The sequence below is a fragment of the Sediminibacillus albus genome (assembly GCF_900101125.1).
Classification (GTDB): Bacteria; Bacillota; Bacilli; order Bacillales; family Amphibacillaceae; genus Sediminibacillus; species Sediminibacillus albus.
The window spans coordinates 628,262-640,682 of sequence record NZ_FNFL01000001.1 but is presented as its reverse complement, the minus strand read 5'-3'; the positions used below and the strand labels follow the sequence as shown (position 1 = coordinate 640,682).

Here is a 12,421-nt window from a genome sequence, read left to right as displayed (position 1 = left end):
GCAATTGTTTAAATATTTCTTCCATTCATTTTAACTATTGCTTTTCAAAGTAACTATAATTACTATATAGAGTAAGGGGGGTGGGATTTTGAAGGATGATATTAAATTAAATGTTGACCTGCTGCGTAAACGGGTCCCGAACTTAACGGTCGCTGCTCGTTCAGCCGGTTTAAGACCGGCAACAGTATCCAATCTATGTACGGGAAAAATCCCATTAGCACGTGCCGAAGTCCAGACACTGGTTCGTTTAGCTTCTCTGGCAGAATGCTCGGTAGATGAATTGATTATCAAAAAGGGGGGAGAAAGCATGCTGGAAACAGGTATAAAAACATTAGACTTGTTTGCACCATTAGTTAGGGGAGGAAAAATATGACTTATCGCCCGGCCTGGGATGGGCCAGATGGTAGTGCTGGCCGAAGTATTTCACCGCCTAAAAAAGAAAGGGTTTTCAACAGTCTTCTTAGCTGATGATAAAGAGACCAGTATTGCCGATGTGTTAACAGAATCGGACTTTTACAGCAGCAATACCGATGAAATTTTTGATAAAATAAAAGCTTATCAACAAGCGGGAGAGTTTATTTTAGGAGTTGACCGTAATCTATATCTGTCAGAAGAATTTTTCCGATTGGAAGAACGTATTAATGAAAATGATTTTCGGGAGATGACTGTTGCCATTGTAGACACCAGTGGCGAGGCAGTTGATCAAGAATTACCTTATGGACCATTGGATACCCTCTGGGATTTTGATATGGAGCTTGCTGCAAAGCACGCTTTTCCTGCGGTAAATCCTTTGACTTCAACTTCCACAGTCCTGGAAGGACTACTTGTCGAAAGCAGTCATTTGGAAATACAGCAAAAGGCCAGAAAAACACTCCGGAGGTACAAAGAATTAAGGTTTTTGATTAACAATAGAGGACCTGATGGTATTTCTGAATATGACCGCCTGGATTATGTCCGGGGAGAAAGGCTTGAAGCTTATTTAACACAGCCATTTTTCGTGGCAGAGAATTTCACCAGGCAGGTGGGGAAATCCGTTTCTTTGGCAACAACCATCAAAGATGTGAAGGCAATTCTGCAAGGTGATACAGACGAAATGGACATTAATCTCTTGAAGTTCACAGGAGAATTAAGATAGATTTTCCTGGGCAGGCAAAAAATAAACACAGTTGAGTTTCCTGGCAGATCATGTTATATTATTAAAGCGATGAGCTAATTTGCGTAAGACGATAAGATTTGCCTTGAGCTAAACGTCGAATGTGGTCGACGGTCTTTCGCCGCAAACGTAAAGCCTCCTGCCAGGACAGGAGGCTTTTTTTATTTGGTTTCGATTGCTCATCTATTGATTCGCTGCTTTCTTCAACTCCGTTTCCTTTATACAGGCCAGGAACAAATCGACATAGTAAGGGTCCCACTGGCTCCCCTTACCGTCCCTCAATATGCGTAAAGCTTTATCCACCGGCATTCCTTTCCTGTAATTACGGTCAGAGGTCATTGCATCGAATCCATCTGCTACTGCCAATATCCTTCCAAATTCAGGGATATCATAACCTGCAAGTCCATCGGGATAACCATCCCCATCAAATCTTTCATGATGATGGCGTACACCTGGCAAAAGTGGCTCCATTGCTTCCTTTGGTTTGATTTCCTGTAAAATTTCTGCCCCAATAAGGGGATGCAGTTTAATTGTTTCATACTCCGTAACAGTCAGTTTTCCGTCTTTAAGTAAAATTTCATCTCTTATTCCAATTTTCCCAATATCGTGTAAAAGTGCTGCTTTTTTTAATAAAGATAGTTTTTCTTTAGATAGTTCTGCTTTTCTGCCGATTTGCTGGGCATATTCAGCAACCCTGAGAGAATGCCCGGCTGTATAAGGATCTCTAGCATCGAGCGTGGCAGCAAATACTGTAAAAAAACTATCATTTAGCTGCTCATTCATATTTTGTTTTTCCAGTATAGAATCGGCCATATGATTAAATCCGCTGATCAATTTGGAAAATTCATCCGAATAATAGTTTTCCAGTTTCCTGATATTTTCATTTTGAACTCCCCGCAGCCCATATTCCAGCTGTTCCAGAGGAGCCAGTATGTCCTTGGTCAATAATATCGAACCAAGAACAGCAAAGAAAAAGGCTATAATAATCACAACAGCTGCCCAACTAGTGTATTCCGCCAACAAATGGGATTGATACTCATTCAATCTTGCAATAGTGGCCACTGCAAATAGCAGCGTTGGAAATATACTTAGAAACATTGCACTGATAAAAAACTTTTTCCGAATCGAGAAATAGGTACCGTGCCCTTGGGAAATATCTTGATGAAAAAGCAGCGAAGCTTTCTTGTTTAATTTCCGCATGGTAGGTAGCATGGCTCTTGTAGTGAGGAAAAACTCGATCATTCCGTGCATAGAGGCGACTAAAAAGGCCGCAGCACATGCAATTGGTACATAAACATAAGGTACATTCAGTCTGTCGGTGAAAATTAAACCAATGACAAGGAAAGTAGCCGGGACTGTTACGCCAAGGAAATGCGGAAGCATAATCCTGCGAAAAGTGAGAATTGGAAAATCAAGGCAGCGTTTATAGGCCGTCCGCAGCTGAACCAGGCTAGGCGATGCAGCTGTTAAGGCAGTTTTAACAGGCTTAATTTGTTTAGAGAATGCCAGGAATTCTAGAATAATCATATTTATAAAAGAAAAAACAATAATCCAAAACAGCAGCAATGATTCGCTGGAAGAAAACTCTAATGTATGAAAGATGAAAACAACCCCGAAACCAAATACAGATACAATAGAACCGATAAAGTAATGAATCAGCAGCCGTGCCCTTAAATTCTGAAAGTCCATATGTAAGTACCATCCTTAGAAGATAATATTGTTAATTGTATGCCTTTGCTTTATTATAATAAATTTTGTCGAAAAGTGGGGATTTTGTGGCATATTTTTATTAGAATACCAGTTTTTTTTAATGGTAAAATATTTAGGAAGCGAAATATTTTTATACATACTTTCGGCAGAGGAGGATGTTTTTGGCTGAAAAAACTGGAATAGAAATCTATGAGCTGTTAAAAGAGATACAGCAGCTGATGAAAAAAGATTTGCGAAAAGAAATGGCTGATAATAATTTAACTCCTCTGCAAATCATGATTATACATCTGCTTGGGGAGAAGAACAGGCTGAAAGTGAGTGAAATCAGCAGAAAAATGAATTTAGCCAACAGCACTATTTCTGGTGTGCTTGACCGCCTGGAGCAGCAGGGATATATTCAGAGAAAAAGGGATGACAAGGATAAGCGGATTGTTTATATTTTGCTTACTGAAAAGGCGGAAGCGCTTCAGACTTCTGTTTATGGGCTCGTTCATTCTTATTTAAATAATATGGTGAAAGGGGCAAGCGATGAAGAGATTGAACAAATTATTAAAGGACTAGCAACATTGAAGCGCCTGCTCGAAAAATAAGTTGGAAAAAAGGGGGAGCTGCATGGGTCATATCGTCGAAGTCAGCGGATTGAAGAAGAGGTATAAGAAATTTGAAGCAGTAACAGGGGTGGATCTTCAAGTAGAAGAAGGAGAAATTTTCGGTTTTCTGGGACCTAATGGGGCAGGAAAAAGTACAACTATTAACATGCTTTCTACTATTATCAAACCATCTGAGGGCAAGGCGAGCATCAATGGATACGATATTGTAGAAGAAAAAAACAAAGTCCGCGCGAGTATCGGATTGATATTTCAAGAATCTACGCTTGATGAAAAGCTGACAGCCAATGAAAATCTGCTGCTGCATTGTAAGTTTTACGGGGTGGCCAAGGATAAGCGGAAGGAAAGGATTCAGGAAGTTTTGGAAATAGTCGATTTGACTGATAAACGGGCAAATATCGTGGAAACATTTTCTGGAGGCATGAAACGTCGGTTGGAAATAGCCCGAGGTCTGCTCCACTATCCTAGAGTTTTATTTTTAGATGAACCTACCGTAGGGCTGGATCCCCAGACGCGCAATCATATTTGGGAATATATTTTAAGGCTGAAGAAGAAAGCAGGAATCACTATATTCTTAACGACCCATTACATGGATGAAGCAGAAATTTGCGATAGGGTTGCCGTTATGGACCAAGGAAAATTAATTGCGCTTGATACTCCTGATCAATTAAAGACTAATGTTGGCGGAGATATAATTGAAGTTGAAACGGAAAATAACCAGGCTGCCGAGGCGTTGCTAGAGGAAATGTACAGTGTAGAGGTTACTGCTGCCGGCCAGGCACTGACATTTCAGGTGGACAAGGGGAGCGAATTTCTCGTCAAATTTGTAAAAGAGTTTGATATCCCTATTTGTACCGTCAATTTGCGGAGGCCTACTTTAAATGATGTCTTTTTGACGCTAACTGGAAGAGAAATCAGGGAAGAAACAGTCTCAGGAAAAGACAAGATGAAGCATTTGAAAAGGGGGCCGCACTAGGATGGAAGCTATCTATGCAATTTGGCAGCGGGATGTTTTAAAGTTTTTCAGGGACAAGGCGAGACTGATCGGTTCTTTTGCGATGCCTTTTATGTTCTTAATATTATTCGGAAGCGGGATGAGTGGGGCTATCGGTTCAATGATGGGCGGAGAGGCTGCATCTGGTCCATTAAGTGATTTTAACTTTGTAGAATTCATGTTTCCCGGAATTATTGGTATGACCGTGTTTAACACAGCTATTTTCTCGGCCCTGTCCGTTGTACAGGACAGGGAGTTTGGCTACTTGCGCGAAATTCTGGTGTCTCCTATGTCCAGAACATCAATCGCGATCGGTAAAGTATTGGGAGGAAGTACGGTTGCCTTGTTTCAAGGATTAATGATGCTCGTGTTTGTTCCTTTTATCGGTGTCACAATCACGATTCCCATTATATTAAAACTGATCCCAGTAATGTTTTTAGTGGCATTTGCGATTTCTTCCATCGGCTTACTGATTGCTACCAGCCTGAAAACGTCCCAAGGTTTTCAGATGGTCATCCAAGTATTAATTTTTCCGATGCTTTTTCTATCGGGGGCACTGTTCCCTTTAAGCGGAATGCCGGCATGGATGGACTTTCTTGTTAAAATCAACCCGCTAACTTATTCGGTCGACATGTTTAAAAAGATTATCCTGCAGCCGGAACAAATGGAACCAGCCTTGCGGGAAGCTATGGGGTTAAATCTATCGATATTCAATCATGTTATTACTTTTTCTGAAGAAATTCTGGTCGTTGCTGTTTTAAGCATTATTTTTGTCTTGTTTGCTACCATTCGATTTAATCGTGCAGAAGCATAGGCAGATAAACCGGTCTAAACACTGAGTTTCTAAGGAGGAGGGAGAGAGTGAGCGAAGAGAAATCCGTTATTGATAAAGGCATGCAGCAAATCATTACGAACCGGTTTGGACGAACCTATCTTTTAAGTAAGGAACAGGAGTCAGTTGTTTTGCTTGCTAAGTACAGGGAGGAATTCATTTTAATCAAGCAGTACAGAGAACCGGTAGACGATTTAGTCATACAGCTTCCAGGCGGTGGCGTAAACCCAGGAGAAGATTTAGAAACAGCAGCAAAAAGAGAATTCCAGGAGGAAACAGGTTACCTATGCGGAGACATACGTTATTTAGGAGAGATGTATGGGGCATCCTGGATTTCTAATGAAATTACCCATGTATTTTACAGTGAAGACATCGGTGAAAATATTGGACAAAGTTTGGAGCAGCATGAACATATCGAGGTTATTCGGGTGGAGGAACAGGAATGCCTGACAAAAGTGCGAGACAATGAATATAAAGATCCGGAACTTTGTTTTGCGCTTCTGCATGCATGCTTGATTGGTGTTTTAGATGCCGCTGAACAATAATTTCATCCATATCCGGTCATAATAAACCAAGAAGTTTATTATCGGAGGTTGGCAAACATGATGATTAACAGGAAACATACCAATTGTTACAGTGAGTATGACCGGCTGCAAAGGGTTATATTGTGCGAGCCGCAATATATGACTATCCGCGATGTAATTAACGAAGCGCAGAAACGCTTTAAAAATGAAGGAATCCATATTGAGAAAGCTGTTGACCAGCATCGTGCATTTGTCAGCAAGCTGCGGGAGAATGGGGTAGAGGTCATCCTGCTTCCTTATCATAAAAAATTCCCTGAACAAGTTTTTACCCGTGATATTGGATTCACGTTAGGCGAAACCATTTTTGTCGGAGAAATGGCAAGCGATGTCAGAAAAGGTGAACAAGACCAGTTTAAGCAATGGCTAGAGGACGAAGAAATTTCATATTACAACTTGATAGGGAATATGGTTGAAGGCGGTGATGTAATCATTGATGAGCCGGTGATTTATGTCGGGCTCAGCAACCGTACCAATCGTCAGGCTGTTGAACATTTGAGCAAACTGCTTACTAATTTTGAAGTAGTGGCCGTCCCATTTATAGAAAAATTCCTACACCTTGATTGTGTATTCAATATTGTCTCCCCGACTGAAGCCTTGTATTATCCAGCGGCCTTCCAACAATCGGAAATAGATATGCTTGCCGATAGATATGATTTAATAGAAGTCTCGAAAGAGGAACAGTTCAGCCTTGGCACCAATGTGTTAAGCATCGGTGATAAGCGGGTATTCAGCCTGCCGGTCAACCAGTATGTGAACAAGGAGCTCAAGAGAAGGGGTTACCAAGTGATTGAAGTAGATATTACGGAGATCATAAAATCAGGAGGTTCCTTTCGCTGCTGTACACTTCCATTGCTTCGTGAATCATAATGTTATCTTAAAACGCCCCCAGCCGTAATATTACGGCTGGGGGCGTTTTTAAGTGTTACTGCTCAAATTCAATATCTTCTACTACAATTTGTTCGGGATCCCACTCGTTTGCAGCATTGGTGTCAATTAATTCAGCTTTCACTCTTTGGCCGACTTCAAAGGAAGCAGGATTTTCTACCATAATAGGGTTTCCATCGATATAGATATAGTTTTCTTCTTTTTCTATTAGTGTGACTTCGCCTTCAACTGTAATTTTCTCTGTATAATCGTTCTGCTGGCACCCTTGTGAAAACAATATTAGCAAAGGGATCATCAAGAAGACCCACTTGTTTTTCATCTTTTAACGACCTTTCTTGACGAAATTGAAAATACTCGGAATGTTAGCTAATGTTTTTTAAAGATACCCTGAGGGCTGATAAACTAAACATCCCTGAATAGCGGGCAATGCGGTAAAATTTAAAAACAGAGGCATCACCGGTTTTTACGGTGAATGCCTCTGTTTTTTTTGAGATAACTAGCTTGTAGAGGAAACAACAACAATAAGAGTTTAAAAAGGGGAGGTAAACTTTGCTTGTTGAATCATGTTTCCTCTTCCTATATAGACGAATAATGGAAACGATTTGTTTCATTTTTTAAAAACAATTCACTGGCTCATTCTGATTGAAACCGAATAAGAAAACGGATTCGGGGGATATTATCTAGCGTATCTGTTTAGGAAAAAGGGTTTATTAGTGGAGAAGGTTTCTTTCTATAACTCATTTTAACAACTTACGTACATAACAGGATTTAAAAATAAGGAGTGGTATGAATGAATGGTAAACTGCTAGCCATAATCGGCAGCTTGTTTTTACTGAACCCCAATTCGATTTTATCGGCGCAAGTAACTCCAGAACATGATGAGACAGCTGTGCCACATAAGTGGGAAAAAATGAAACCTCAGTACGATACTGTCAAGGTAGATACGCATACATACACGCTGTGGCGCAATTTTCTTAAAAAGACCCGGAATTGTGACATCTCCCATAAGCTGAGAACTGATATTTGGTATTGCGAAATCCACAACCATACAAAGGTCGAAACGTCGATAGAAGAAATTATTCATAGCGAAAAACATTCCCATTGATGAACATAATTGCTGCTGAAACACCAGTCAATGGAGTAGGAAAGCTATGCTCAGCCGTACTAAGAAAGGATGGCAGTAATGGATCACTTAGAAATCGCCCGCTCCATGTTTGGGACCACTATGGCATTCCACATTATCTTTGCTACCCTTGGGGTCGGAATCCCCTTAATGGTACTGTTTGCGGAACTTTTGTATCAAAAAACCAATGATCGTGATTATGCGGTAATGGCTAATCGCTGGACCAAGGGTTTTGCCGTATTACTAGGGGTGGCTATTCCATCAGGAACCATTGCCGGTGTCCAGTTGTCGTTGCTCTGGCCTGGCTTTATGGAAGTGATAGGAGAAGTAATGGCGCTTCCTTTTCAAATTGAAATTTATGCTTTTTTTGTTGAAGCTCTGTTCATGTCCATCTATGTATATGCTGCTGACCGGATATCCCCATGGATGCGCATCGTCAGTTTGACGCTGGTTGCCTTAGGGGCAGTAGCTTCTGCAATTTTAATTACAAATGTTCACGCTTTTGAAGGAACTCCTGCAGGTTTTCGTTTCGAAAATGGAGAGATTGTCGATGTCGATCCGTGGGCAGCATTTTTCAACCCCGGATTTTTTACGACTGCTGGCCATGTGGTAGTTTCTGCGTATATGACAGGCGGATTTGTGATCGCTTCGATAGCTGCATTTAAGATGATCAAAGATAGAGAAAAAGGAAGGGTTTTCCGGTTTCATAAAAAAGCGCTGATGTTAGGCTTAGCGGTTGGCGGGATATTTTCACTGCTCACTGCTTTTAATGGGCATCAATCTGCACAGCTGCTGCATGAGTATCAGCCAGAAAAGCTTGCGGCAGCAGAAGGTTTGTTTGAAACGCAGGATTATGCACCGTTGGCCATTGGCGGTTTTACCGACAGGGAGACTGAGGAAGTCAAGTGGGCTATCGAAATTCCCTGGGCTTTAAGCTTTTTAGCTGATGACCGTTTTGACACAGTCGTTCGCGGGTTAAACGATTTTCCCGAAGAGTGGTGGCCGCCATTATATGTCCATACATTATTTAATGCCATGGTAGGTATTGGCACCCTGCTTATCTTACTTTCTATTACCGGTTTTTTCTGGAATAGATTTCTAAAAAAGAAACGATTCCCTAAACCAATGATGTGGGCGTTTGTGGCATCTGGTCCATTATCGGTTCTGGCGATTGAATTCGGCTGGATTTTCGCTTGTACAGGCAGACAGCCCTGGGTCATTTACCGGATGATGAAAACAGAGGATGCGGTGACCGGTGCTTCACAGCTCGGTACCTTGTTTGTTTTATTTACACTTGTTTATTTCGTATTAGGAGCAGCGGTGGTTTTAGTATTAAGATACTATTTCAGAAAACATCCTGTCCATGAAGCGATAGATATAAAAGAGTAGGGATTATACAAAAAAGGGGGTGCTGAAGTGTCGGATGTGATTATTGCAATATCCTTGTTGTGGGGGTTCATTTTTATTTATGCAGTGATGGCCACTATGGATTTTGGCGCTGGATTCTGGTCAATGGTCTATATCAATAAAGAAAAGACGAACGCTACCAATATCGCCAACAGATACTTATCTCCAACATGGGAGGTTACCAATGTTTTTATCGTTGCGATCGTGGTAGCAGTAATCAGTTTTTTTCCCGGAGCAACATTTACATTAGGTACAGTACTCCTGCTGCCAGGCAGTGTGATATTATTGCTGTTAGCTGTCCGCAGCGGTTTTTTGGTATTTTCCCATATTGCAGAAGAGTATCGGAAGCCATTGACCTATATTTCAGGAATCACAGGTTTTCTAATTCCCGGGCTGTTGATTATCATTTTGCCGGTCACTCATGGGAATTTTATTGAGGTGAGAGATGGGGTGGAGCAGTTGTTGGTTGGAGAATTACTTACAAGTTTTCATGCTTGGACGTTTTTTGGGTTTGCGGTAAGCAGTACGCTATTTTTATCATCTTTATTGCTCGCTGATTTCTCAAACCATGCAGATGAGCAGGAAGCATACCACATCTACCGCCGGGACGCACTGATATTGGGACCGATAACTTTAACGATGGCCTTGCTGGTGATGGTTACAATGCGGTATGAAGCAGTATGGCTCTATGAAGGTATGATGGAGCATCTTCCTTTTTTGCTTGCTTCTGCCGGCGCTTTCTTTCTGGCGGGATTTTTCTTACTGATGCCGACTGGACAGGGGAAAAGGGGTTGGCCGAGATTAGCCGTGATTGTGATTGTTTTGCAGTATTTACTGGCAAGCTATGCATATGGCAGAGCACATTTGCCTTATTTAATTTACCCGTCAATTACCATAGAAGATGGATTTACCAATCCTGAAGCATTTCGGGCGTTATTTATTACTTATATCGTTGGGTTTGCCATTTTGTTTCCGGGTTTTATTTATTTTTGGAGACTGTTTATGAAGGATAAACGGTACGCAAAGCAGCAAAAATCAAATTATGATAAAAAATGAATAGCAAATAAAATCCCCGCTTCTGTTGGAAGGGGGGATAGTAATTTCTAGCTCCGGGTTGCTTCAAATTCAGTTATCTTATCTGCGTGCGTTAAAGTAACGGCAATTTCATCCCAGCCGTTGAGCAGCATTTCCTTTTGGTATGCCGGAACTTGAAAGGAAGCTCGAAAATCTCCGGCATCGGACACTAGCTGGTTTTCCAAATCAACGGTAATTGTATAGGGCTCTGTTTCAGCGCGTGTCATTAATTGTTTTGTCTGCTGTTCCGTTAATTGAACAGGAAGAATCCCATTTTTGGTACAGTTATTATAGAAAATATCAGCAAAGCTTGGCGCAATGATTACTTTAAACCCGAAATCCTGCAGTGCCCAGGGGGCATGCTCCCGGGAAGATCCACAGCCGAAATTTTCTCCTGCTACAAGGATGGAAGCGTTCTGGTACTTTTTATCATTGAGGGAAAACTCCTGTTTTGGTGTGCCGTCATCATGGAAACGCCAATTATAAAATAGAAATTGACCGAATCCCTGGCGTTCGATTCTTTTCAAGAATTGTTTAGGAATAATTTGATCCGTATCTATATTTCCTCTATTTAAAGGATAAACAAGTCCTTGGTGTTTGTTGATAGGTTCCATTGGTTTCCTCCTATGAATGCAGTGTAGCTTCAGTGAATTTCCGGACATCGACAAAATGTCCTTCTATAGCGGCAGCAGCTGCCATCTCAGGGCTGACTAAGTGAGTCCGTGCTCCATTTCCCTGACGGCCTTCAAAATTTCGGTTGGAAGTAGAAGCGCATCGTTCTCCTGGCGGTACGATGTCATCATTCATTGCCAGGCACATGCTACAGCCAGCCTCCCGCCATTGGAAACCAGCCTGGGTAAAAATAACGTCCAAGCCTTCTGCCTCAGCGGCAGTCTTAACACTAAAGGATCCCGGTACAACAATTGCCTTTACTTTAGGGTTTACTTTTTTGCCGCGGATAACCTCTGCCGCCCGGCGGAGATCACTGAGTCGGGAATTGGTGCAAGAACCGATAAACACATGGTCAATGGCAACGGAAGAAATCTGCTGTCCAGCTTCCAGTCCCATATATTCCAAAGCACGCTCGATTTCTTCTTTGCTATTGGCAGTTTCTGCTTGATTCGGATCAGGTACTGAAGCACTGACAGGAAGGCACATTCCAGGATTTGTCCCCCAGGAAACCTGAGGTTCAATCTCTGCTGCCTCGATTTCGACAACTTTGTCATAACTTGCCTCCGGGTCAGAAGCTAGTGCTTTCCATTCTGCTGCAGCTTTTTCAAAGCTGTCTGCTTCCTTTGGAACGTGACGTTTACCACGCAAGTACTCAACCGTTTTATTATCGGGGCTGATTAAACCCGCTCTGGCTCCAGCCTCTATCGACATATTACAAACAGTCATCCGTTCTTCCATGGATAAATTTTTAATAGCCTCGCCTGTGTATTCAATCACATGGCCCGTGCCAAAGCGAACCCCAAACTTGGCGATTATCGCTAAAATCAAGTCCTTTGCAGTGACTCCGCTGCCAAGCTCGCCATTTACTTGCACTTTTAATGTTTTAGGAGGTGCTTGCCACAGTGTCTGGGTTGCCAGGACATGCTCTACCTCACTAGTGCCAATTCCAAAAGCCAGAGCGCCAAAAGCGCCATGTGTTGAAGTGTGGCTATCTCCGCATACAATTGTTTTGCCAGGTTGAGTCAAACCTAATTCGGGGCCGATTACATGGACGATTCCCTGATCAGGGTGATCAATGTCCGCTAAGGATATACCGAATTGGGAACAGTTATCCTTTAGTGTTTGCATTTGTTTTTTAGAAACCGCATCCTTAATGACGTTACGGTGGATTGTCGGTACATTATGGTCCATGGTAGCATATGTCAGTTCAGGCTTGCGCACTTGCCGATTTTTCATTCTTAAGCCTTCAAATGCCTGGGGAGATGTAACTTCGTGAACAAGGTGTAAATCGATATAAAGTAAGTCTGGTTTGCCTTCTTCACGATGGACTACATGTTTATCCCAAATTTTTTCGACAATTGTTTTTGGTTCATTCATCC

14 protein-coding genes are annotated in these 12,421 nt (G+C 41.9%); 10 read left to right on the top strand and 4 right to left on the bottom strand.

The features are described from left to right. Positions 1–88 precede the first annotated feature (88 nt). Both BLR93_RS18435 and BLR93_RS03335 read left to right on the top strand, forming a co-directional pair. Positions 89–373, top strand: coding sequence for a hypothetical protein (locus BLR93_RS18435; protein WP_342720203.1), 285 nt, complete (start codon positions 89–91; stop codon positions 371–373). Positions 374–400: 27 nt separating this feature from the next. Then, entirely contained in the window at positions 401–1,135 is a 735-nt protein-coding gene (locus tag BLR93_RS03335; RefSeq protein ID WP_342720202.1) for a hypothetical protein, read from the top strand. 201 nt (positions 1,136–1,336) lie between these two features. Here BLR93_RS03335 and BLR93_RS03330 read toward each other — a convergent pair whose 3' ends face one another. Then, positions 1,337–2,842, bottom strand: a complete 1,506-nt coding sequence (locus BLR93_RS03330; RefSeq protein ID WP_093211195.1) for an HD-GYP domain-containing protein — start codon at positions 2,840–2,842, stop codon at positions 1,337–1,339. A gap of 182 nt (positions 2,843–3,024) precedes the next feature. On the opposite strand from BLR93_RS03330, the gene BLR93_RS03325 reads away from it, so the two are divergent. Genes BLR93_RS03325 through BLR93_RS03305 form a run of 5 tightly spaced genes read left to right on the top strand, consistent with a single transcriptional unit; the run spans position 3,025 to position 6,748 of the window. Next, entirely contained in the window at positions 3,025–3,453 is a 429-nt protein-coding gene (locus BLR93_RS03325; RefSeq protein WP_175559221.1) for a MarR family winged helix-turn-helix transcriptional regulator, read from the top strand. A gap of 22 nt (positions 3,454–3,475) precedes the next feature. Then, complete coding sequence (locus BLR93_RS03320; RefSeq protein WP_093211191.1) at positions 3,476–4,447, top strand: ATP-binding cassette domain-containing protein; 972 nt, start codon at positions 3,476–3,478, stop codon at positions 4,445–4,447. Position 4,448: 1 nt separating this feature from the next. Beyond that, entirely contained in the window at positions 4,449–5,279 is an 831-nt protein-coding gene (locus BLR93_RS03315) for an ABC transporter permease (protein WP_093211189.1), read from the top strand. Between the two features lie 47 nt (positions 5,280–5,326). Beyond that, a complete protein-coding gene (locus BLR93_RS03310; protein WP_245690046.1) occupies positions 5,327–5,842 on the top strand; it encodes an NUDIX hydrolase in 516 nt (171 codons plus the stop codon). A 57-nt stretch (positions 5,843–5,899) separates the two neighbouring features. Then, the gene (locus BLR93_RS03305) at positions 5,900–6,748 is read left to right on the top strand and encodes a dimethylarginine dimethylaminohydrolase family protein (protein ID WP_093211187.1); all 849 of its coding nucleotides are present in this window, start codon (positions 5,900–5,902) and stop codon (positions 6,746–6,748) included. A gap of 55 nt (positions 6,749–6,803) precedes the next feature. Here BLR93_RS03305 and BLR93_RS03300 read toward each other — a convergent pair whose 3' ends face one another. Beyond that, complete coding sequence (locus tag BLR93_RS03300; RefSeq protein ID WP_139184379.1) at positions 6,804–7,085, bottom strand: hypothetical protein; 282 nt, start codon at positions 7,083–7,085, stop codon at positions 6,804–6,806. Between the two features lie 471 nt (positions 7,086–7,556). On the opposite strand from BLR93_RS03300, the gene BLR93_RS03295 reads away from it, so the two are divergent. The 3 genes from BLR93_RS03295 (at position 7,557) to BLR93_RS03285 (ending at position 10,352) form a co-directional block, all read left to right on the top strand. After that, the gene (locus BLR93_RS03295) at positions 7,557–7,871 is read left to right on the top strand and encodes a hypothetical protein (protein ID WP_093211183.1); all 315 of its coding nucleotides are present in this window, start codon (positions 7,557–7,559) and stop codon (positions 7,869–7,871) included. Positions 7,872–7,949: 78 nt separating this feature from the next. Beyond that, positions 7,950–9,278: a cytochrome ubiquinol oxidase subunit I gene (locus BLR93_RS03290; protein ID WP_093211181.1), complete on the top strand. Its 1,329-nt coding sequence runs from the start codon at positions 7,950–7,952 to the stop codon at positions 9,276–9,278. A gap of 27 nt (positions 9,279–9,305) precedes the next feature. After that, positions 9,306–10,352 carry a cytochrome d ubiquinol oxidase subunit II gene (locus BLR93_RS03285; RefSeq protein ID WP_093211178.1) on the top strand — a complete coding sequence of 349 codons (1,047 nt, stop codon included), beginning with the start codon at positions 9,306–9,308 and terminating at the stop codon, positions 10,350–10,352. 47 nt (positions 10,353–10,399) lie between these two features. On the opposite strand, the gene leuD is transcribed toward BLR93_RS03285, so the two are convergent. Further along, positions 10,400–10,984 (bottom strand): 3-isopropylmalate dehydratase small subunit, encoded by a 585-nt coding sequence (gene leuD, locus BLR93_RS03280; RefSeq protein WP_093211176.1) that lies wholly within the window; start codon positions 10,982–10,984, stop codon positions 10,400–10,402. Between the two features lie 10 nt (positions 10,985–10,994). Beyond that, complete coding sequence (gene leuC, locus BLR93_RS03275; protein WP_093211174.1) at positions 10,995–12,419, bottom strand: 3-isopropylmalate dehydratase large subunit; 1,425 nt, start codon at positions 12,417–12,419, stop codon at positions 10,995–10,997. Between the last annotated feature and the right edge of the window lie 2 nt (positions 12,420–12,421).